This window comes from Streptomyces sp. NRRL B-1140, from assembly GCF_001280065.1.
In the GTDB taxonomy this organism is placed as follows: Bacteria; Actinomycetota; Actinomycetes; order Streptomycetales; family Streptomycetaceae; genus Streptomyces.
Window position 1 is genome coordinate 347,902 of the sequence record NZ_LGEA01000001.1, and the last position, 21,429, is coordinate 369,330.

The window sequence follows — 21,429 nt, forward strand, 5'->3', positions numbered from 1 at the left end:
GTCGCCCACCCGTTCACAGCCGCGGGTCCACCGGCTCCGACTCCAGTGCCAGCACCCCGAACACCGCCTCGTGCACCCGCCACAGCGGCTCGCCCCCGGCCAGCCGGTCCAGGGCCTCCAGGCCCAGGGCGTACTCGCGGATCGCCAGGGACCGCTTGTGGTTGAGGAACCGCGAGCGCAGCCGGGCGAGGTTCTCCGGGCGCGTGTACTCCGGACCGTAGATGATCCGCAGGTACTCGCGGCCGCGGCACTTGATGCCCGGCTGCACCAGCCGGCCCTGGCTGTCGCGGGCCACCGCGCCGACGGGCTTGACGACCATGCCCTCGCCGCCGCGGCCGGTCATCTCCAGCCACCAGTCGATGCCGGCCCGGACCGACTCCGGGTCGGCGGTGTCGACGTAGAGCCGGCGGGTGGTCTGCAGCAGGCCGCTGCCGTCGTGCTCGACGAGCCGGTCGAGCAGGGCGAGCTGCTCGTCGTGCGGCAGTCCGGCGAGGTTGCGTCCCTGCACGGCGAGGATCTGGAACGGCGCCAGGCGCACGCCGTCCAGGCCGTCGGTGGTCCAGCAGTAGCGGCGGTACGCCTCGGTGAACGCGGCGGCGTCCGTGGCGCGTTCACCGGTGCGGGACAGGAGTCCTGCCACGTCCACGCCGCGCGCCGCCGCACCCTGGAGGGCGGCCAGCGCCCGCGGGAGCACCGCGCCGGACGCGGCGCCCACCGCGGCGTACTGCGACCGCAGCAGCCCGGACGCCTTCAGCGACCAGGGCATCAGCTCGGCGTCCAGCAGCAGCCAGTCCGTCTCCAGCTCGTCCCAGAGACCGGCCTCGCCGATCGACGAGCGCACCCGGTCGAGGATCTCCTCGGTGAGGGCGGCGTCGTCCAGGAAGGGACGTCCGGTGCGGGTGTAGAGGGAACCCGTGGGACCGTCCACTCCGAAGCGCCTGCGCGCCGCCTCCGCGTCCCGGCACACCAGGGCCACCGCCCGCGACCCCATGTGCTTCTCCTCGCACACGACCCGCGCGACACCGTCCTCCTCGTACTGGGCGAACGCCTCCGCCGGGTGCTCCAGGTAGCCCTCCACGTGGGACGTGGCGGTCGGGGCCATGGTCGGCGGGAGGTACGGCAGCAGACGCGGGTCCACCGCGAAGCGGCTCATGACCTCAAGAGCCGCCGCCGCGTTCTCCTCGCGGACCGCGACGCGGCCCTGGTGCCGGGTCTCCACGACCCGGCGGCCCCGCACGTCCGCCAGGTCCAGCGGGCGGCCGTCCTGCCCGCCGGGCGCCTCGGAGCGCAGCGGCTTCGCCGGCTCGTACCAGACCTGCTCCGCCGGGACGTCGGCCAGCTCGCGCTCCGGCCAGCGCAGCGCGGTGAGCTTGCCGCCGAAGACCGCGCCGGTGTCCAGGCAGATGGTGTTGTTGAGCCAGGTCGCCTCCGGTACGGGCGTGTGGCCGTAGACGACCGCGGCCCGGCCCCGGTAGTCCTCCGCCCACGGGTAGCGCACCGGCAGCCCGAACTCGTCGGTCTCCCCGGTGGTGTCGCCGTACAGGGCGTGGCTGCGGACCCTGCCGGAGGTGCGGCCGTGGTACTTCTCGGGCAGACCGGCGTGGCAGACGACCAGCCGGCCGCCGTCGAGGACGTAGTGGCTGACCAGACCGTCGAGGAACTCCCGTACCTCGGCGACGAACTCCTCGCTCTCGCCCGCCATCTGCTCGATGGTCTCGGCGAGGCCGTGGGTGTGCTGGACGTTGCGGCCGCGCAGGTGGCGGCCGTACTTGTTCTCGTGGTTGCCGGGCACGCACAGGGCGTTGCCGGACTTCACCATCGCCATCACGCGCCGCAGCACGCCGGGGCTGTCCGGGCCGCGGTCGACCAGGTCGCCGACGAAGACGGCCGTGCGGCCCTCGGGGTGGACGCCGTCGACGTAGCCCAGCTTGGCCAGCAGCGCCTCCAGTTCGGCGGCGCAGCCGTGGATGTCGCCGATGATGTCGAACGGGCCGGTCAGGTGGGTCAGGTCGTTGAAGCGCTTCTCGGTGACGACCCTGGCGTGCTCGACCTCGTCCACGCCCCGCAGGATGTGCACCTTGCGGAAGCCCTCGCGCTCCAGGTGCCTCAGGGAGCGGCGCAGTTCGCGGGTGTGGCGGTGGATGACCCGTCGGGGCATGTCGGCACGGTCGGTGCGGGTCGCGTTGCGTTCGGCGCACACCTCCTCGGGCACGTCGAGCACGATCGCGATCGGCAGCACGTCGTACCTCTTGGCCAGGTCGATCAGCTGACGGCGGGCGTCGGACTGCACACTGGTCGCGTCCACGACGGTGCGGCGTCCGGCGGCCAGGCGCTTGCCCGCGATGTAGTGCAGGACGTCGAAGGCGTCCTTGGTGGCGCTCTGGTCGTTCTCGTCGTCCGAGACGAGGCCGCGGCAGAAGTCGGAGGAGATGACCTCGGTGGGCTTGAAGTGCCTGCGGGCGAAGGTGGACTTGCCGGAGCCGGACGCCCCGACCAGCACCACCAGGGACAGGTCGGTGACGGGCAGCACGCGCCCCTGTGTCTCGTCGGTCATGCCGCCTTCGCCTCCTTCGGGCTGGTCATCGTGAACACGGCCATCTGGGTGGGCGGGCCCACCTCGGGGTCGTCGGGACCCACGGCGAGGAACTCGACGCCGTAGCCGTGCCGTTCGGCCACCGTCTCGGCCCAGGCGCGGAATTCGGCGCGGGTCCACTCGAAGCGGTGGTCGCCGTGCCGGACGTGGCCGGCCGGGAGGGACTCCCAGCGCACGTTGTACTCGACGTTCGGGGTGGTCACGAGGACCGTCCTCGGACGCGCGGAACCGAACACCGCGTACTCCAGGGCGGGCAGCCGGGGCAGGTCGAGGTGCTCGATCACCTCGCTGAGCACGGCGGCGTCGTAGCCCTTGAGCCGGACGTCGGTGTACGCGAGGGAGCCCTGGAAGAGCTGGACGCGCGAGGCCTGCCGCTCGCCCATGCGGTCCAGCTTGAGCCGCCGGGAGGCGATGGTGAGCGCCCGCATCGACACGTCCACGCCCACGATCTCCGTGAACACCGGGTCCTTGAGCAGCGTCTGCACCAACTGGCCCTGTCCGCAGCCGAGGTCGAGGACCCGGGCGGCTCCGGACTGCCGCAGTGCCGTGACGATCGCCTCGCGGCGCTGCACGGCCAGCGGGGTCGGCTTCTCCTCCGCCTCCGTCTCCGACTCGACCGCGTTGTCGATCTCCTCGACGTCACTGTCGTCGGTCTCCGCGAGACGCACCAGCTCCAGACGCTCGGTGGCCTGCCGGGTCAGCGCCCAGCGGCGCGAGAGGTAGCGGCTGGTGATCAGCCGCTGCTCCGGGTGGCCGGGCAGCCAGCCCTCTCCGACGCGCAGCAGCTTGTCGACCTCGTCGGGGGCGACCCAGTAGTGCTTGGCGTCGTCCAGGACGGGGAGCAGGACGTAGAGGTGGCGCAGGGCCTCGGCGAGGGTGAGCGCGTCCGACTCCAGCACGAGGCTCACGTACCGCGAGTCGCCCCACTCGGGGAACTCGGTGTCCAGTGCCACCGGTTCGGCGGTGACGGTCCAGCCGAGCGGCTCGAAGAGCTTCCGTACGAGGTCCGGGCCACCCCGGGCGGGCAGCGCGGGCACCTCGACCCGCAACGGCCTGACCTGGCCGGGCAGCTCCGGCCGGGCGTTGCAGACGCCCTTCATCGCGCTGGAGAAAACGCTGCTCAACGCCACGGCGAGCAGCGAGGAGGCCGCGTAGGGGCGGTCGTTGACGTACTGCGCGAGTGCCGCGTCGGGGGCACCGCCTCGACCCTTGCCCTTGCCGCGCCTGACCAGTGCCACCGCGTCGACCTCCAGCAGCAGCGCCGCCGTGCAGCGCCCGGCCTCGGCCTCGGGGTAGAGGACGTGGGCCGTGCCGTAGGAGGTGGAGAACGCCTGCGCCTTGTCGGGATGCTTGTGCAGCAGGTAGCCGAGGTCGGTGGCGGGGCGTTCCGGCGTGCCGGTGGTCGTGATCGTCAGGAACATGCGGAGGGCCTCTCCGGCTGGGTGGACGGTTCGGTGCCGTACGCGCGAGAGCCCCCAGGAAGGGTGATCCTGGGGGCTCGGCAGGACGACGTCCACAGCTTCGCACACCTGTGCCCACCAGCGCCTTCGGTTATCGAGGGCGGCTCGGTGGGGCGGACTACGCCAGTTGCGACTGCACCTGCGCGGAGATCAGCTCCAGGTGGTCGAGGTCGTCGAGGTCGAGGACCTGGAGGTAGATGCGGCTCGAGCCGGTCTCGGCGTAGCGGCCGATCTTGTCGACGACCTCGGCCGGGGAGCCGGCCAGGCCGTTGAGCTTCAGCTCGTCGACCTCACGGCCGATCGCGGCGGCCCTGCGGGCGACCTCCGCGTCGTCCCGGCCGACGCAGACGACGAGGGCGTTGGAGTACGTCAGCTCGTCGCCGCGGCCCGCCTCCTCGGCGGCGGCGCGGACCCGGGCGAACTGGCGCTCGCTGTCCTCGACGGAGCCGAAGGGCATGTTGAACTCGTCGGCGTACTTGGCGGCCAGCCGCGGGGTGCGGGACGGGCCGTGGCCGCCGACGAGCACGGGGATCTTCGCTTGCGCCGGCTTGGGCAGGGCGGGAGAGTCCGTGAGGTCGTAGTAGGTGCCGTGGAAGTCGAACGTCTTGCCCGGGTCCGTCCCCCACAGGCCGGTGACGACCTCCAGCTGCTCCTCGAGGCGGGCGAACTTCTCCTTGGGGAAGGGGATGCCGTAGGCCTTGTGCTCCTCCTCGAACCAGCCGGCGCCGAGGCCGAGTTCGACACGGCCGCCGGACATCTGGTCGACCTGGGCGACCTGGATGGCGAGCACGCCGGGCAGCCGGAAGGTGCCGGCGGTCATCAGGGTGCCGAGCCGGATGCGCTTGGTCTCGCGGGCGAGTCCGGCGAGGGTGATCCAGGCGTCGGTGGGGCCGGGCAGGCCGTCCACGTTGCCCATGCGGAGGTAGTGGTCGGAGCGGAAGAAGGCGTCGAAGCCGAGATCCTCGGTGGCCTTGGCGACGGTGAGCAGAGTGTCGTAGGTGGCCCCCTGCTGGGGCTCGGTGAAGATGCGCAGATCCATGCTTCCATCCTGCACGCCGGGGCGCGTGATCACGCCGTCGGTCCCCCGTACCGTCCGGTCCCCGGTCGGGTGAAATTACGTCCATACCGCGGGGCCCGGGTGACCGGGCCAGTGACCGGCCCCGATGGTGATCGTTGGCTCGGGCGGAGCCGGAGCCCCCGGCTTCCGCACCGGGGGGTGGACCGCCGGGGCGTCACCCGCGCCGGCCTCCCCGGGGGCCGGGGGCCGAGGAGGCCGTCATGTCCGAAGAGACCGTGCCGCAGCAGGGCGGGGCCGGGCAGCCGAAAGGGCTGTTGCAGCAGATGGAGGAGCTGATGGCGGCGTTGAACGCGGATCTGTCGGCGTTGGACGCGGATCTTCAGGCGGCGGGGGACGCCGAACGGAGGCTCGTCGAGGAGGGGCCGGCGGGCTAGGGTCTCGCAGACGCGGCCGAGCGGGGCGCAGCTCCTCCCACTCGGCTCGGAACGGGCCGTCCGGGGAAGGCGGCGGGGCCCGGCCGTTCGGCGCCACTGCGATGGAGGCGGCCCCGGACAGTCCCGCGCCCGCCGGCCCCGTCCCCTACCCCGCTTCCCTCTCCGGCAGCGCCAGTTCCCGGTCGGCGAGTCTGCGGAGCATCTCCAGGACGCGGTCGCGGGACTCGTCCGCCGCGTCGATGGCCTCCATGCACTGCCAGTACGTGCCCTCGTCGTCGGCGGCGCTGGCCAGGGCGACCAGGGCGATGCCGACCTCGCCGAGGAGGCCGCCGAGGTACATCAGGGTGTGGCGGGCGTCACCCAACTCGGTGAGCTGACCCGCCAGCAGCTCGCCGGGGGCCAGCACCGGTGGGTCGAGGACACCGCAGCCCCGGCCCGCCAGCTCCGTCAACCCCAGTGCCTCACCGCGCAGTTCCGGTGGTCCGGCGACCGCGAGGCGGCTGCCGATGGCTTGCGCGAGGGCCTGGGCCTGCCACACCTCTGCCAGGGTCTCCCGCGTGTCGCCGCCCGCCGCCAGGGACCGCCTGCTCGTCACGATGAGCCGCACCGCGTCCATGCGCTGCCCCCGTCTTGTCCGACGCGCTGCGCGCGTCCGTCTGCCCACACTCCCTTGTTCACTACCCAGCGTGAGGGGGCGTGAGACGAAAAGCCAGAGGAAGGCGGAAAATTGCGGACAACGATTCGGATTCGGGCCGCTATGCGATTACGCAGAGTACAAGTGGATGCCCACCCTCCAGGCGACCGTACGGACGTCAGGCCGGGAACCTCCGCTCGTTCCGGTCGATCTTCGCGTTCAGTGCGGCGAGCGGGTCGATGCCGAGCACCTCGCACAGCTGGAGCAGATAGGCGAGCACGTCGGCGACCTCGTCGGTGACGCGGTGCGCGGTGTCCGGGTCGGCCATGACCCGGGACGACTCCTCGGGGGTCAGCCACTGGAAGATCTCGACCAGTTCGGAGGCCTCCACGCTGAGCGCGGCGACCAGGTTCTTGGGGGTGTGGTACTGCTGCCAGTTCCGCGCGGCCGCGAAATCGGCCAGGCGACGTTGCAGTCCGGCCACGTCCAGGTGATCAGTCACGGTCCAGGTGTACCACCGTGGCTCCCTCCGTCCCGGTGGCCCATGCACCGTCGCTGACCGCGCCGACGAGCCGGATGTGCCCCCGCTCGCACATCCGGGCCGCGAGGCTCAGCAGTTCCCGCCGTTGCCGCGGGTCCAGGCCCCGGTCGAAGCCGTCGGCGAGGATCGTGAGCGACTGGAGGGCGGCGGGCACCTCGCCGGCCGGGTCGACCTCCAGCACTCCGGGGCCGGTGAGGAGGACCAACGCGAAGGCCAGGTAGCGCAGTTCGCCGTGGCCGAGCCGGCCCAGGTCCGTGTGCAAGCCGTCGCCCCGGTCGAGGGCGGCGGCGACCGTTCCGTCGCCCTCCAGCCGGGCGACCACGTCCTCCACCGGCCCGCTGCAACCGGCCCGCACCGCCGCCACGAGCTGCGCGTGCCGGCGCCCGCACTCGGCCCGGGTACGCCACAGGACGTCGGCGAGATTGCCGCAGCCGCCCCGGAGGCGGCCGGAACCGGCCGTCACGGGGCCGCGCATACGGGCGGGTTCGGGGTCGCAGGCGAAGGCCGAGCGCAGGGCGACGACCATCTGCTCGGCCGCCGCCAGCACCCTGCGCTGCCCCGGTGTCTTGCCGGCGACGCGCAGGGGCAGCAGGGCGGTGCCGAGCCGGTCGTCCGGGAGCGGACCCCGGGTCACGGGAGTCGGCCCGGCCGTGTGCCAGGCGGCCTGCACGGCCCGCTTGCCCGGGTCGCGCAGGGCGGTCTCCAGGAGGACGAGCCCGTCGGACGTCAACCGCTCGCCCACGACACGCAGCTCCGGCTCGGCCTGTACGGCCACGTCGAGACGGACCGGGCCGGTGGGGCCGTCGGCGGTGCAGCCGATGCGGAATCCGCGGCGGCGCTGCGCGTCGGGCCGGGCACGCTCCGGCACACAGGCGACCGGGTCGGGGAACGCCTCACCGAGCTCGGCGCCGCCCCCGAGCCGGGCGAGGGCCTCGTACGCCCGCAGCACGCTGGTCTTGCCGCAGCCGCTTCGGCCGGCGAGCAGGGTGAGGGGTCCGAGCGGGAACGCGGCGCGGCGGTGGGTGCTGAAGGCGGCCAGGCGCAGTTCGGTGACCCTCGGGCGGTCGGGATGGCCGGGGCGAGCGGGCGGGGCGGGGGCGGCGGACCGGTCGGAGAGAGCCGGACGGCCCGAGGGAGCGGACCGGTCGGGGGAAGCCGGCCGGCCGGAAGGAGCGGGCCGGTCGGGGAGGGCGGGCTGGGTCATAGCCGGACGGTAGGGCTCCGCCGAGGGGACGAACCGTTCCGTCTCCGAGGGCTTCCTACGAACGAGCTACCGTCACACCCCGGGGAGCCCCGCGCCTTCCATCAGCCCCGTCACCTCGGTCCCCGCAGGTGTCAGCAGGAACACGTTGCGGTCCACGCGGTGCATCCCGCTCGCCAGGCCGAAGACCACGCCCGTGCTGAAGTCGAGGACCCGCTTGGCGACCTCCGTCTCCGCCCCGGTGAGGTCGAGGAGGACGGGGACGCCCGCCATCAGCCGCTCGGCGACGTCCCGGGCGTCGGCGAAGACGTTCACCCGCAGGACGACGAAGCGGCGGCGGGTCTCCGTCTCGGCCTCGGGTATGGACCGGTGGCCGACGGCGGACGGCCAGGCGTCCCGGCCTCGCAGCGGCACGACCTGGGCGAGCCCCTCCCACTGTTCGTCGGTGACATCGTGGCTGTTCACCGGCATGCTCCGTCCTGGCTCGCACTAGCTGTCTGCATCGGGCAATTCTTGCGCAGAGTCACCCGTTCGGCCCAATGCGACACGCTCCGCGACCTCATTGCACCTCACAACGGCCGGAAGGCGGCTGTGTGACGGGCGTAACCCCCGATGATCAAGCCGTGTGACAGAGGCGTAACGGGCGATTCGTACCGTCGTAGGCATGACCACGACCCCCTCGGACCGGCCGGACACGCGGCAGGTGCGCACCGTCTGCTCGTACTGCGGTGTCGGCTGCGGCCTCGTGCTCGATGTGGGGACCGGCCCGGACGGGCGGCGCACGGTGCTGAAGGCGTCCGGTGACAAGGCGCATCCGGCGAACGCGGGGCGGTTGTGCACCAAGGGCGCGACCACCGCCGACCTGCTCGCCGCGCCCGGGCGGCTGACCGGCGCGCTGGTGCGGGACGGCCGGGGCGAGGAGGCGGCCCCCGCCCCCGTCGCCGACGCGATCGCCGAGACCGCGGCCCGGCTGCGGACGATCGTCGACGAGCACGGGCCGGACGCGGTCGCCTTCTATGTGTCCGGGCAGATGAGCCTGGAGGCGCAGTACCTGGCGAACAAGCTGGCCAAGGGCTTCGTGGGCACGAATCTGATCGAGTCGAACTCGCGGCTGTGCATGGCGAGCGCGGGCACCGGCTACAAGCTGTCGCTGGGCGCTGACGGGCCGCCCGGGTCGTACGAGGACTTCGACCGGGCGGACGCCTTCCTGGTCATCGGGTCGAACATGGCCGACTGCCATCCGATCCTCTTCCTGCGGATGATGGAGCGGGTCAAGGCGGGCGCCAAGCTGATCGTCGTCGACCCCCGGCGGACCGCGACCGCCGCCAAGGCGGATCTGTTCCTGCAGGTCAGGCCGGGAACCGACCTCGCGCTGCTGAACGGCCTGCTGCATCTGCTGCACGAGGGAGGGCACACCGACCCGGAGTTCGTCGCCGGCCACACCGAGGGGTGGGAGGCGATGCCCGGGTTCCTCGCCGACTACCACCCGGCGGCCGTCGCCGGGATCACCGGCCTGACAGAGGACGACCTGCGCGAGGCGGCCCGGATCATCGGCGCGGCGGGCACGCGGTGGATGAGCTGCTGGACCATGGGGCTGAACCAGTCCACGCACGGCACGTGGAACACCAACGCCCTGGTCAACCTGCACCTGGCGACCGGGGCGATCTGCCGTCCGGGCGCCGGGCCGTTCTCCCTGACCGGGCAGCCCAACGCCATGGGCGGGCGCGAGATGGGTTACATGGGGCCGGGGCTGCCGGGGCAGCGGTCGGTGCTCGTCGACGAGGAGCGGGCGTTCACCGAGGAGGTGTGGGAGCTGCCGCCGGGCACCCTGCGCGCCGACGGAGCCGGGCAGGGCACCGTCGACATGTTCCGGCGGATGGCCGACGGTGAGATCAAGGCCTGCTGGATCATCTGCACCAACCCGGTCGCCTCGGTCGCCAACCGCCGCACGGTCATCGAGGGTCTGGAAGCCGCCGAGTTCGTCGTCACGCAGGACGTGTTCACGGACACCGAGACCAACGCGTACGCCGACGTCGTCCTGCCCGGCGCGATGTGGACCGAGGCCGAGGGGGTGTTCGTCAACAGCGAGCGGAACCTCACCCTGACCCGGCAGGCGGCGGACCCGCCCGGGGAGGCGATGGCCGACTGGCGGATCATCGCCGGGGTGGCGTGTGCGATGGGGTACGAGAAGGGGTTCTCGTACGACAGCGCCGAGCAGGTCTTCGAGGAGATCCGGCGGTTCTGGAACCCGAAGACCGGCTGGGACCTGCGTGGGGTGACCTACGAGCGGCTGCGCGAGACGCCCGTGCAGTGGCCGGCCGCGCGGGAGGACGGGCCGGAGCGCAATCCGGTCCGGTACGTGGGTGACGAGGGGCTGCGCTTCCCCACGGCTTCCGGGCGGGCCGTGTTCTTCGCGCGGCCGCATCTGCCCGCCGCCGAACTCCCGGACGACGACTACCCGTTCGTGCTCAACACCGGGCGAGTGCAGCACCAGTGGCACACCCTCACCAAGACCGGGAAGGTCGCCAAGCTCAACAAGCTGAATCCGGGGCCGTTCGTGGAGCTGCATCCGGACGACGCCGCCGCGCTCGGGGTGGACGAGGACGACCTCGTCGAGGTGGCCTCCCGGCGCGGTCGGGCCGTGCTGCCGGCCGTGGTGACGGACCGGGTGCGGCCGGGGTGCTGCTTCGCGCCGTTCCACTGGAACGACCTGTTCGGCGAGTACCTGAGCATCAACGCGGTGACCAGCGACGCGGTGGATCCGCTGTCGTTCCAGCCGGAGTTCAAGGCGTGCGCGGTGTCGCTGGCGAGGGTGGCCGCGCCCGCACGTCAGGCAGCGACGCCCGCGCCGGAGGCACCGCCCCTGATGCCCACGACGGTGACACCGGGCACCGCGAACCCCTTCGGCCTCGAACCCTCCCCTCCCCCGGTGCTCTCCGCCCAGGAGCGGCAGTACCTGACCGGTTTCCTCGCCGGGCTCGGTTCGGGCGCCCCCGGGGTGCCGGTACTGCCGCCCGACGCGCCCTTCTCGCCCGAGCACGCGCTGTGGGTCAACGGGGTGCTGGCCGGGATGTACTCACGCACCGGGGAGACCGCGCCGCAGGACCGGCCCGGCCGTGAGGTCGTCGTGCTGTGGGCCTCGCAGACCGGGAACGCGGAGGAGTTCGCCACCGCCACCGCCGAGCGGCTGACCTCGACGGGGCACCGTACGACCCTCGTCGGCATGGACGACGCCGATGTCGGCGCGCTCGCCCGCACGGCCGACCTGCTGTTCATCACCAGCACTTTCGGGGACGGCGACGCGCCCGACAACGGCTCCGGCTTGTGGGACGCGCTCTCCGGCGAGCTGGCCCCGCGGCTGGACGGGGTGCGGTACGCGGTGCTCGCCTTCGGCGACTCCTCGTACGACGACTTCTGCGGCCACGGGCGGCGGCTGGACGCGCGCCTCGGTGAACTGGGCGGGGTGCGGCTGGCCCCGCGCACGGACTGCGAGCCGGACTTCGAGCCGTCCGCCGGGCAGTGGCTGGATCAGGTGCTTTCGGCGCTGGGCGAGAAAGCCGCGGCGCCGGCTGAGAAGTCCGCGGCGCCGGCCGCGAAGCCCACGGCTACGGCCAAGCCGGTCACCACGGCCCGGCTCGTCGGCAACCGGCTGCTCAGCCGGGCCGGGGCGGGCAAGGAGGTCCGGCGGTTCACCTTCGACACGAGCGGGACGGACCTGGCGTACGAGGCCGGGGACGCGCTCGGTGTGCGGCCGGTCAACGCGCCCTCGCTGGTGGAGGAGTGGCTGGCGGTGACCGGGGTGGACGCCGGGACGGCCGTGACGGTCGACGGTGTGGGCGAGGTGCCGTTCGGGGAGGCGCTGCACCGGCATCTCGACATCACCCGGATCACCCCCGACCTGCTCCGCTTCGTCGCCGAACGCGCACGGGACAAGCACGAGTTGCGCAGGCTGCTGCGACCGGACAACAAGGACGGGCTGGCGCAGTGGAGCTGGGGGCGGCAGGCGGTGGACGTGCTCGCCGAGTACGCGGTGCGCGCGGGTGCCGAGGAGTGGGCCGGAGTGCTGCGCAGGCTCCAGCCGCGGCTGTACTCCATATCGTCGAGCCCGCTGGCCGACCCGCACCGGGTGTCGCTGACGGTGTCCGTGGTCCGGTACGAGAACCTGCACGGCCGGGCGCGCGGCGGGGTCTGCTCGCCGTACCTCGCCGACGCCGAACCGGACACGGAGGTACCGGTGTTCGTGCAGCGCTCACCGCACTTCCGGCCCCCCGCCGACGCCTCGACGCCGATGATCATGGTCGGCCCGGGCACCGGTGTGGCGCCCTTCGTCGGTTTCCTCGAGGAGCGGCGGGCGCTCGGCCACCGGGCCCCCTCCTGGCTGTTCTTCGGCGAGCAGCACCGGGCGACGGACTTCTACTACGAGGAGGAGCTGACGGCGCTGCTCGACGAGGGCAGCCTCACGCGGCTGGACACCGCCTTCTCCCGGGACCAGCGCAACAAGGTGTACGTACAGGACCGGATGCGCGAGCACGGGCCGGAGCTGTGGCACTGGCTGCGCGACGGGGCCCGCTTCTACGTCTGCGGCGACGCCTCCCGGATGGCGAAGGACGTGGACCGGGCGCTGCGGGACATCGCGATGGCGCACGGCGGGCTGGGCGAGGCGGAAGCCGCCGCGTACGTGAAGCAGCTCGCGGCGGACAAGCGGTACGTGCGCGACGTGTACTGAGCCATGTACGGCACCGGCAACGCGTACTGAACCCGCGTACCGAACCGAGCCGGGTCCGACCGAACAGGCCCCTTACCCGGAGCACACCGGAATCTTCACCTCCCTCCGGGTTCCGCTCACCGGCGGCGATTAGCGTCCGGCGGCGTGTATTCGGCAGAAACGACGCTGGTGGTGCCCGGCCCGCGCACCCAGTCGGCGCTCTCCACGCCGCCGGCCGCCCCGGCCCAGTGGCACCGCGTCCTGACCCTGCTCGCCGACATCGGGCTGTTGATCGGCACGCGTGCGGTGTGGACGTCGGCGGCCGGTCACCGTCCTGCGGTGGCCGCCGTGATCTCGCTGTGCTACGCGTCGATCCTGACGTGCGGGGTGCTGGCCCTGGTCGTCCGGCGGGTCCGGTCGCTGGCCCGGGTGGACGTATGTGTGCTGGTGACGGGTGTGACGCTCACCCTGTGCGCGTGGATCATGCTGCACAACGGCTCCGACGAGGCCCTGCTCACCACCCAGGCGGCACGGGACCTGGCCGCGGGGCGCCCGGTGTACGGGCAGCCCTGGCCCTGGCTCTTCGGCCACGGCGTGGCCCTCACCCCGACGGTGACCGGCGGCTACGACTTCACCTACGGCTATCCGCCGCTCGCCCCGCTGCTGACGGTGCCGCTGCTGTGGCTGGGCCACGCCGGCACTCCGGCGACGGCGGTGAGCACCGGCGCGCTGATCACCGGGACGGTCGTGTTGTGGCGGATGCTGCCGGCGCCGTGGCGGTCGGCGGCGACCCTGGTGTGCCTGGGCTTCGGGATGCTGCCGTCGTACGGGCGGCTCGGCTACCCGGCGGTCGTGGCGCTGGCGCTGCTGGTGCCGGTGGTGGTGCGCTGGCCCCGTACCGGGGAGGGCGGACGGCTCGGGGCCGTGGGACTGGGGCGGGCGGTCTGCCTGGGTGCTGCGTGCGCGGCGCAGCAACTCCCCTGGTTCCTGGCGCCGTTCCTGCTGGCCGGGATCTTCGCGGTGCGGCGCGGTGAGCTGGGCGGCCGGGCGGCGGCGCTGGTGGTGCTGCGGTTCGCCGGGGCCGCGGCCGGCGGGTGGCTGCTGATCAACGCCTACTTCGCCGTGAGCGAGCCCGGACGCTGGCTCACGGGGATCGCCCTGCCGCTCACCCAGGGCGCCGTGCTGCACGGTCAGGGCGTGGTGGGCATCTCGCTGTACCTCACCGACGGCAGCGACCGGATCGGCTGGTACTCCCACGCGAGCCTGCTGCTCTTCGCCGGGCTGCTCGCGCTGTTCGCGCTGTTCGTGCGGCGGCTGGGGCCCGCCGCGACCGTGCTGCCGTGGTGCGTGTTCTACCTGGCGACCCGGTCGCAGGACGGCTACTACCTGCTGATGACGCCGCTGTGGCTGGCGGCGGCGGTGACCGCTCCGGCGTCGGCGTTCGTCCGGGCCTGGCAGCCGCGTCCCGGTCCGCTGTCACGGACGCACGGCGGCCCCGCGCGGATCGCCGCGACGATCCTGCTGCTGGCACCGGCCCTCGCCTGCGCCGCCGTGGCGGCGACGGGCACACCGCCCCTGCGGATGCGGGTCACGGCGGTCCAGCACCCCACCGCGGCCACCGTCTCCCGCCTCGCCCTGCGGGTCACCAACACCGGCGACACCGCGCTCACCCCTCACTTCATGCTGACCACCGGTCAGGGCATGGCCGCGTACTGGCGGGTCGTCCGGGGCCCGCGCACCCTGCGCGCGCACGGCACCGCCCCCTACGAGCTCCGGCCGCCCACAGGCCGCTTCCCCCTGCCCCTCCCGGGGGTCCGCATCCGCCTGCGCGCGTTCACGGCGTCGCCACAGACCCTGTCGAGCGCGGATGTGCAGGAGGCGGTGCGCGGGGCGGGCTGACGGCGGCGCCGCTGCGCCCGGGAGCGTCAGGCCGTGGCCCGGGTGAAGCGGAGGGTGGCGGTGACCGTGGTGCGGCCGCGGATCATGCCCAGCTGGTTCCAGCCCATGCCGAACTGCTCGCGGTCCACGGTGAACTCGGTGTCCAGGGTGAGGCCCGCGGCGTCCCTGTCCGTCACACGCGCGGTCAGGGAGACCGGCCTGCTGATGCCCCGCACCGTGAGCTGGCCGACCACGTGCACCTGGTCCCCGTCACGGAGTTCGGCGCTGCGGGCCGCGAAGGTGATCTCGGGGTGCTGGTCGGCGTCGAAGAAGTGCTCGGACCTGAGGTGGGTGTCGCGCTTGGCGTTCTGGGTGTCCAGGGAGGCGGCGTCGAAGGTCAGGGTGCCGATGGCCGACCCGTCGGACCGGACCTCGCCGGTGCCGCCGACCGTGCCGAAGGTGCCCTTCACGGTGACCAGGCCCCACATGGTCCTGTGCCGGATGCCGACGGTCGAGGCGGTCGCGTCGAGTTGCCACTGTCCGGTTTCCACGGTGACGGTCATGATCGTTCTCCCTGCTAGATCATTCAAATTTGGAATACTGCACGCACGCTAGTCGCTAATCCAAAATTGAACAACCCCCTCCTTCAAATTTGGACGACGGGTAGACTCGACGGCATGGCCGACCCCGAGGAGCACCCCACCGACCAGCCCGAATGCCCGTCCCTCGGCGGCGGCGGGCTGCTGCCCGCGGAGCTGCGCGCCTGGATGCTGCTGCTGGCCGCGACGGGAGCGGTGGAGCAGCGGCTGCGCGCGGTCGTGAAGGAGACGCTCGATGTCTCGCACGACGAGTTTCTCGTCCTGTGCCTGCTCGCGGAGCAGCCCGAGGGCGGCCTGCGCATGACGCGCGTCGCGGAGCTCCTGGGCCGCCCCAAGACCCGCCTCACCTACCAGATCGCCTGCCTCCAGCACGGCGGCCTCGTCACCCGCAGGTCGGTCTGCGGCGACAAGCGGGGCATCGAGGTCGCCCTCACGGACAAGGCCCGCCACCTCCTCAAGGAGGCCTCGGCCCCGCTCGCCACGACGGTCACCGAGTCCCTGGCACGGTTCATGGGACCGGAGCAGTGCGCGGCGATGCGGGGGCTGGTGCCGGATGTGGCGGGGGACGCCGGCGCCGAGTGAGCCGGGCAGTTCACTCGCCACCGCCCAGGCGCACGGCAAGGCCGTCGACAACAGTGTCCGGCTGACGGCCGTTGGGGGTGGCCGCCATGCCGTTGTCAGCGCTGCGCCGCTGAGCGGCGGCCACCGCCGCCCCCACGATCCCGGGCGACATCATCTACACGGCCGTAGAATCCGGGAACACCGGGGCGGCGGAGAGCGTTGAACCGGACGACACATCACACGTCTAAGGAGCACGTTCTTGTCCGCCAGACCGACGGACCCTCCGGGGCACAGTCCCCGACCATCCCGCCTCGGCACCAGTGATCGCGGCACACGGCGGGGTGGTGTCGGATGAGTGCCGCGGAGGCCCTGCTGGGCCTGCTCGCCGTGTTCGTGCTGACCGCCGGCACCGGCTACTTCGTCGCCCAGGAGTTCGCCTACGTCTCCGCCGACCGGCTCACCCTCGCGCGTGAGGCCGAGGCCGGGGACCACAGGGCGGCCCGTGCCCTCACGGTGCTGGAGCGGCTGTCGTTCATGCTGTCCGGCGCGCAGCTCGGCATCACCGTCACCGGCCTGGTGGTCGGCTTCATCGCCGAGCCGTCGGTGTCGGCGCTGCTCAGGCCGGCCCTGTCGGGTCTCGGCCTGCCCGACGCGGCCGTCGGCACCGTCGCCGTCGTGCTCGCCTTCGTGCTGGCCACGGTCGTGCAGATGGTGCTGGGCGAACTGGCCCCGAAGAACCTCGCCATCGCCGTGCCCGAACGGCTGGCGAAGGCGCTGGCCCCGTCCACCCTGGCGTATCTGAGGGTCGTCGGCCCCGTCGTGCGGATCTTCGACGGCGCGGCCGACCGGCTGCTGCGCAAGGTGGGGATCGAGCCCGTCGAGGAGCTGCACCACGGCGCCACGCTGGAGGAGCTCGGCCATCTGATCGGCGAGTCCCACGAGCGGGGAGAGCTGCCGGAGGACACCGCCGCGCTGCTGGACCACGCGCTGGAGTTCTCCGAGCGCACCCTGCACGAGGTGATGGTGCCGCGCGCCGACGCCGTGTTCGTCCGCAAGGACGCCGGCGCCGAGGAGGCCATCGGCCTGATCGCCCGGCACGGCCACTCCAACTATCCGGTGCTCGGCGACCACCCGGACGACATCGTGGGCGTGCTGGGCGTGCGCGAGCTGATGGCGCTGCCCGCCGCCCGACTGGCCGGGGCGCGTGCCGGTGAGGTCGCCCGGCGACCGCTGCTGCTGCCGGACACGCTGCCACTGCCCGACGCGGTGACGCGGATGCGGGAGCACGACGACGAGTTCGCGGTCGTCCTGGACGAGCACGGCGGCGTGGCGGGCGTCGTCACCTACGAGGACATCGCCGAGGAACTCGTCGGTGACATCGCCGACGAGTCCGACAAGGTCACCCTGCTCGCCCTCGCGGACGGCGACGGCTGGCTGGTGGACGCCGGCCGCCGGGTGGACGAGGTGGCCGAGGCGACCGGTGTCCGGCTGCCGGAGGACGACGACTACGACACCGTGGCCGGCCTGGTCGTGGACCGGCTCGGCCGCTTCCCGACGGTCGGCGACCGCGTCACGGTCGAGCTGCCCGAGGGCGGCCGGGCCGTGATCGACGTCCGCACGCTGGACCGGCACGTGGCCGACCGCGTCCGGATCGGCCTGCTCGTGGAGGCCGCGGAAGCCGAGGAGATGGCGTGAGTTTCCCCATGGCGGTCTTCGTGACCGTGCTGCTGCTGATCGGAAGCGGCTTCTTCGTCGCGGCCGAGTTCGCCCTCGTCGCCGCCAAACGGCACCGCATGGAGAAGGCGGCCGCGGAGGGACGGCGCGGTGCCGGAGCGGCGCTGGCCGGGATGCGCGAGCTGTCGCTGATGCTGGCGGGCGCCCAGCTGGGCATCACCGTGTGCACGCTGGGCCTGGGCTCGGTGTCCAAGCCGGCGATCTCGCACGAACTCGACCCGCTGCTGCGCACCCTGGGCCTGCCCAGTGCCGTGAGCTACGGCGTGGCCTTCGCCGTGGCGATGGTCGTGGTGGTGTTCCTGCACATGGTGGTCGGCGAGATGGCGCCCAAGTCGTGGGCGATCGCCCACCCCGAGCGGTCGGCGATGCTGCTGTCCCCGCCCTTCCGGGCGGTGGTACGGGCTGTACGTCCGCTGATCCGGCTGCTCAACCGGGTGAGCAACGCCCTGGTACGGCTGTGCCGGGTGGCCCCGCGCGACGAGCTGGCCTCGGTGCACAACCGGGAGCAGCTGACGCACCTGGTGGAGGAGTCGGAGCGGCTCGGTCTGATCAGCTCGACCGACTCGGAGCTGCTGACCCGTTCGCTGACCGAGCCGGAGACGCCGGTCGCCGCGCTGCGGATCCCGTCCGCCGAGATCACCTGGGTCGAGGGGGACGCCGGCCTCGACGCGCTGCTGCGTTTCGCCGCCGAGCACGACCGCACCCGGCTGCTCGTCCGGGAGAACGGCACGGTCCTCGGCTCGGTGCACGCCCGGGACGCCCTGGTGGCCCGGGCCCGGGGCCGGGCCACGACCGCGCGGGACCTCGCCCGTCCGGTGCCCGAGCTGGCGGAGACCGCCACGGTCGCCGACGCCATCGAGGTACTGCGCCGCCGCCGCTCGTCCCTGGCCGTGGTCCGCGACGACGCCGGCCGGCTCTCCGGCCTGGTCACCCTGGACGACCTGCTGGCCCGGCTGCTGCAGCCGGCCGAGGTGGCCTGAGGGGGCGGGGCCTGCTGCAGAGGGGCGGGTCCGCCGTCCCGAGGGGACGGGCTCGCGGCAGGGCAGGGCCCGACGCCCGGCACGAGACGGAGTCCGGGGGCCTGGGGGCCCGGGGGCCGTGGCCTGCCGGCGGGCCGAGCCCGTGGTCTTACGCGGACCGGGTCCGAACATCCAGCACATCTGCACACCGTGCGCCGGGCGGTCGCGCGGCGCCCGGGTCTCCGCCGCGTCCCCTTCGCGACCTGGGGTTTTGGGGGTGAAGTGCCCGCTTCGGGCATCGGGGCGCAAGAGTCCCGCGCGCGGTCGGGCGACGGGCTGTGTGAAGGATTGGGCGCATCCCGTGACCCGGAGGTCACAGCCGTGAAGGCGGTGGCCGCACGGAGGTGCGCGGCTTCGGCGGGCAGTTGGATCTCTGCTCCGGGGAGTGCTTTGATCCTGCGCACGGCGGGAGCGGCCGGGGCGGAATCCCGGTCTCCGGAATCCCGCGGGCACCCGCGCTCACCGCCCCTGCGAGACATTCACGCGAAGGGAAACACCCCCATGAACCTCACCTCTCGGGTCGACACCGCCGAGCTCACCGACGCCGACCTGGACGCCGTCGCCGGCGGCAACGCGGGCGGCGTCGATGTCTCCGCGGGCCTCGTGGGCGGCCTCTCCGCCGGCCTGGTCGGCCCCCTGGCCGGCGAGGCCTGCGCCGCGGTGCAGGCGGCCGTCTCGCCGCAGGGCGCGGCCGCGGGCGGCCACGCGGGCATCCACACGACGTCGCTCTGACGCCAGTCGCGTGAAGGGCCCCGGGAAGCGATTCCCGGGGCCCTTTCGCGTGCGGGGCGCGCGGGTCCACGGCAGCGGGAACCTCCCGGGGGCAGCGGCAGCAAACGTGCAGAATTTGCGAAACACGTGACGGAAACCTGGACACCCCGGGGGTGGGTAACACGGTGAGAGGGCGTGGCGCAGACTTACTCGGACCCCTCAGATCCCGTCTGCAAAGCGAGAGGAACAGCACCGTGAAACCTGACTCGATCTCGACCGGAGAGCTGCCGATCTACGAGAGCCTCATACGCGAACGCGGTGACGTCGTGGAGGAGGCCCGTGTGGTCGCCGAAGAGACCCAGCATCAGATGAGCCAGGCGCTGAACGGGGTCGCGGTGGCCCCGCAGGAGACCGGCGCGGCGTGACCCCCGGGGGGCATCGCGCCTCCCGGGGATCCGCGCGGGCGCTCCCCCGCCGGGCCGTCACCCCTCGAGCGGGTCGTGGCCCCAGTTCATCAGGGAGTACCGCCACCGTGAGTCCCGTACGTCCCCGGAGGGCCGCTGGGCCAGGTGACGGCGGACATAGCCGACGACCTTGCGCATGTGCCGGTAGTCGTCGTCCGTGAGGTCGCCCTTCCTGGTCCGCAGGATCTCCACGATCCGACGGCCGGAGGCGTGTCCGGTGGACTCGCCCCCGTCCTGGTGCTGCCCCGCGTTCTGCGAGTCGTCGGACTCCAGCCACTTCTCCAGACCGGCCGGTGTCATGTTCACCAGCTCACGGAAGTCGCTCCAGGTCTCCTCGCGTTCCCCGGCGTCCACGCCGCCTCACTTCTTCTTCTTGAGCGCGGACGGCTTGTGCACCGCGGTCCTGCCGGACTTGTCGCTGCGCACCTCGTACTGCGGGTCGTCCGGCGAGGCGTCGACCGTGCGGCCGGACGCCTCCGTCCGTTCGGTGATCTCCCGTTCCACCTCGCCCTCGGTGCGGCTGCCGTGACTGCTCCAGGTGACCTTGTCGCCCTTCTTCGGCTTCCCGCCCTCGCTGCGGCCCTTCGCCATGCCGGTACTCCCTAGCCGAGACGTGTGCTGTCCTTCCAGCGTGCGGGCCGGGCGGTCAGGACGCAGCTCGGCGGGCTCCGGCCCGGCCGTTGGCCGTGTCGCGGAAGGCCCACGCCATCCGGGGCTCCGTCACCCGGCGGAAGGCGCGCCGTACGGGCGGTGCGCACAGCGCGGTGACGGCCACGGCCGCGACCAGGGTGGCGGCGATCACGCCGATGGGGCCGCCCCGGACCGGCTCGTACCAGCCCCAGTGCTTCGCGGCCTGCGCGACGAAACCGTGCAGCAGGTAACCGGACAGGGTCCCGGCGCCCAGCACCGTGAACCAGGTCCGCCGCCCGGGCACCCAGGCGAGGAAGCAGCCGACCAGGACGAGGGAGCAGCCGAAGACGGCCAGGGTCATCAGGGGCCCGTACCAGACGGGGACGCCCAGTTCCGGGGCGCTGTCCGCGTGGAAGAACCAGGCGTAGTCCATCCGCGGCACCGCGAAGTACGCCAGGCCCAGGGCGCAGGCGGCCACCGGAACGGCGAGTACCCGCGCCGCCCGCCGTCGCACCAGCCGGAAGTGCTCCGGCCGCAGCAGCAGACCGAACACGAAGTACGGCAGGAACTGCAGGACGCGCTGCAGATCGAGGTCGCGCCCGATGGACGGCGCGGTCGTGGCAGCCATCGCGATGGCCAGGGCGAGCGGGAGCGGCCACCGCACCAGCCGCCACAGCGGCGTGGTCAGCCGCCAGACGAACAGGGCCGCGAGGAACCAGGTGAGGTAGAGGGGGTCCAGCAGGCTGACCGGGCGGTCGGGGTCCTGGCTGGACCAGCGGGTGAAGAAGGTGTACGCCGTCTCGAACACCACGTACGGGACGGCGACGCCGGTGACCAGACGCCGGAGCCGGGCCGGGCTGCCGTCGAACGTACGCGAGAAGTAGCCGGAGATGATGATGAACGCCGGCATGTGGAAGGCGTAGACGAGGGTGTAGAGGGCGGTGACGGTCCTGCTGTCCTGGCGCAGCGGCTCCCAGGCGTGCCCCACCGCCACGAGGACGATCGCGAGGTACTTGGCGTTGTCGAAGAACGCGTCCCGCTGCCGGGCCGGGCGGTTCGCGGCGGCGGGCTCCTCCGTGCGCGCACTCGGGGTCGTTTCCGCGCCCGGGCGGAGCGCGGTCATCGTGTCACTCACGGGCCCTCCCGAAGCGGCTCGAGGCGTGGTCGCCTCTTCCGGCAGGGAGTGAAGGAAGGGAGTGTGCGCAGAACATCGCCCGCAACCTGATCACAGGGCCGTGCGTTCGTTC

20 protein-coding genes are annotated in these 21,429 nt (G+C 72.8%); 8 read left to right on the forward strand and 12 right to left on the reverse strand.

Going from position 1 to position 21,429, the window contains the following annotated elements; translation table 11 throughout:
* Positions 1 to 13: 13 nt before the first annotated feature.
* The 3 genes from ADK65_RS01500 to ADK65_RS01510 all read right to left on the reverse strand — a co-directional run bounded on the left by ADK65_RS01500 (position 14) and on the right by ADK65_RS01510 (position 5,092).
* The gene (locus ADK65_RS01500; RefSeq protein ID WP_053667913.1) at positions 14 to 2,554 is read right to left on the reverse strand and encodes a polynucleotide kinase-phosphatase; all 2,541 of its coding nucleotides are present in this window, start codon (positions 2,552 to 2,554) and stop codon (positions 14 to 16) included.
* Entirely contained in the window at positions 2,551 to 4,014 is a 1,464-nt protein-coding gene (locus ADK65_RS01505; protein WP_053667914.1) for a 3' terminal RNA ribose 2'-O-methyltransferase Hen1, read from the reverse strand. Before ADK65_RS01505 ends, ADK65_RS01500 begins: the two co-directional genes overlap by 4 nt.
* 157 nt (positions 4,015 to 4,171) lie before the next feature.
* On the reverse strand, positions 4,172 to 5,092 hold the full coding sequence (locus ADK65_RS01510) for an LLM class F420-dependent oxidoreductase (RefSeq protein WP_053667915.1): 921 nt from the start codon (positions 5,090 to 5,092) through the stop codon (positions 4,172 to 4,174).
* A 239-nt stretch (positions 5,093 to 5,331) separates the two neighbouring features.
* Between ADK65_RS01510 and ADK65_RS38730 the strand changes: the two genes are divergently transcribed.
* On the forward strand, positions 5,332 to 5,505 hold the full coding sequence (locus ADK65_RS38730) for a hypothetical protein (protein WP_199825548.1): 174 nt from the start codon (positions 5,332 to 5,334) through the stop codon (positions 5,503 to 5,505).
* A gap of 145 nt (positions 5,506 to 5,650) precedes the next feature.
* Here the strand turns inward: ADK65_RS38730 and ADK65_RS01515 are convergent, their stop codons facing one another.
* From ADK65_RS01515 to ADK65_RS01530, 4 genes are all read right to left on the reverse strand, one after another.
* Positions 5,651 to 6,121 (reverse strand): DUF6099 family protein, encoded by a 471-nt coding sequence (locus ADK65_RS01515; protein WP_053667916.1) that lies wholly within the window; start codon positions 6,119 to 6,121, stop codon positions 5,651 to 5,653.
* A 196-nt stretch (positions 6,122 to 6,317) separates the two neighbouring features.
* The gene (locus ADK65_RS01520; RefSeq protein ID WP_053667917.1) at positions 6,318 to 6,641 is read right to left on the reverse strand and encodes a nucleotide pyrophosphohydrolase; all 324 of its coding nucleotides are present in this window, start codon (positions 6,639 to 6,641) and stop codon (positions 6,318 to 6,320) included.
* Positions 6,634 to 7,884: a biotin transporter BioY gene (locus ADK65_RS01525; protein ID WP_078955750.1), complete on the reverse strand. Its 1,251-nt coding sequence runs from the start codon at positions 7,882 to 7,884 to the stop codon at positions 6,634 to 6,636. The genes ADK65_RS01520 and ADK65_RS01525 overlap by 8 nt, the downstream gene beginning before the upstream one ends.
* A gap of 72 nt (positions 7,885 to 7,956) precedes the next feature.
* A complete protein-coding gene (locus ADK65_RS01530) occupies positions 7,957 to 8,352 on the reverse strand; it encodes a cell division protein SepF (protein ID WP_030838486.1) in 396 nt (131 codons plus the stop codon).
* 193 nt (positions 8,353 to 8,545) lie between these two features.
* Between ADK65_RS01530 and ADK65_RS01535 the strand changes: the two genes are divergently transcribed.
* Together ADK65_RS01535 and ADK65_RS01540 are read left to right on the forward strand one after the other, a co-directional pair.
* Positions 8,546 to 12,607 (forward strand): bifunctional nitrate reductase/sulfite reductase flavoprotein subunit alpha, encoded by a 4,062-nt coding sequence (locus tag ADK65_RS01535; protein WP_053667918.1) that lies wholly within the window; start codon positions 8,546 to 8,548, stop codon positions 12,605 to 12,607.
* 168 nt (positions 12,608 to 12,775) lie between these two features.
* A complete protein-coding gene (locus ADK65_RS01540) occupies positions 12,776 to 14,485 on the forward strand; it encodes a hypothetical protein (protein WP_053667919.1) in 1,710 nt (569 codons plus the stop codon).
* Positions 14,486 to 14,511: 26 nt separating this feature from the next.
* Here ADK65_RS01540 and ADK65_RS01545 read toward each other — a convergent pair whose 3' ends face one another.
* Entirely contained in the window at positions 14,512 to 15,027 is a 516-nt protein-coding gene (locus ADK65_RS01545; RefSeq protein ID WP_053667920.1) for a YceI family protein, read from the reverse strand.
* 114 nt (positions 15,028 to 15,141) lie between these two features.
* Here ADK65_RS01545 and ADK65_RS01550 point away from each other — a divergent pair, with 114 nt between their 5' ends.
* Positions 15,142 to 15,645: a MarR family winged helix-turn-helix transcriptional regulator gene (locus tag ADK65_RS01550; protein WP_053667921.1), complete on the forward strand. Its 504-nt coding sequence runs from the start codon at positions 15,142 to 15,144 to the stop codon at positions 15,643 to 15,645.
* A 10-nt stretch (positions 15,646 to 15,655) separates the two neighbouring features.
* On the opposite strand, the gene ADK65_RS38395 is transcribed toward ADK65_RS01550, so the two are convergent.
* On the reverse strand, positions 15,656 to 15,799 hold the full coding sequence (locus ADK65_RS38395) for a hypothetical protein (protein ID WP_159038699.1): 144 nt from the start codon (positions 15,797 to 15,799) through the stop codon (positions 15,656 to 15,658).
* A 176-nt stretch (positions 15,800 to 15,975) separates the two neighbouring features.
* Here ADK65_RS38395 and ADK65_RS01555 point away from each other — a divergent pair, with 176 nt between their 5' ends.
* The 4 genes from ADK65_RS01555 to ADK65_RS38400 all read left to right on the forward strand — a co-directional run bounded on the left by ADK65_RS01555 (position 15,976) and on the right by ADK65_RS38400 (position 19,513).
* Entirely contained in the window at positions 15,976 to 17,319 is a 1,344-nt protein-coding gene (locus ADK65_RS01555; RefSeq protein WP_053667922.1) for a hemolysin family protein, read from the forward strand.
* A complete protein-coding gene (locus ADK65_RS01560) occupies positions 17,316 to 18,338 on the forward strand; it encodes a hemolysin family protein (RefSeq protein ID WP_053667923.1) in 1,023 nt (340 codons plus the stop codon). The genes ADK65_RS01555 and ADK65_RS01560 overlap by 4 nt, the downstream gene beginning before the upstream one ends.
* A gap of 540 nt (positions 18,339 to 18,878) precedes the next feature.
* Entirely contained in the window at positions 18,879 to 19,109 is a 231-nt protein-coding gene (locus ADK65_RS01565; protein ID WP_053667924.1) for a hypothetical protein, read from the forward strand.
* 233 nt (positions 19,110 to 19,342) lie between these two features.
* A complete protein-coding gene (locus ADK65_RS38400; protein WP_159038700.1) occupies positions 19,343 to 19,513 on the forward strand; it encodes a hypothetical protein in 171 nt (56 codons plus the stop codon).
* A 57-nt stretch (positions 19,514 to 19,570) separates the two neighbouring features.
* Here the strand turns inward: ADK65_RS38400 and ADK65_RS01570 are convergent, their stop codons facing one another.
* The 3 genes from ADK65_RS01570 to ADK65_RS01580 are packed head-to-tail and all read right to left on the reverse strand — an operon-like array spanning position 19,571 to position 21,317.
* A complete protein-coding gene (locus ADK65_RS01570) occupies positions 19,571 to 19,906 on the reverse strand; it encodes a DUF3140 domain-containing protein (RefSeq protein ID WP_053667925.1) in 336 nt (111 codons plus the stop codon).
* A 6-nt stretch (positions 19,907 to 19,912) separates the two neighbouring features.
* Complete coding sequence (locus ADK65_RS01575; protein ID WP_053667926.1) at positions 19,913 to 20,143, reverse strand: DUF2945 domain-containing protein; 231 nt, start codon at positions 20,141 to 20,143, stop codon at positions 19,913 to 19,915.
* Between the two features lie 55 nt (positions 20,144 to 20,198).
* Positions 20,199 to 21,317, reverse strand: a complete 1,119-nt coding sequence (locus ADK65_RS01580) for an acyltransferase family protein (protein WP_053667927.1) — start codon at positions 21,315 to 21,317, stop codon at positions 20,199 to 20,201.
* Between the last annotated feature and the right edge of the window lie 112 nt (positions 21,318 to 21,429).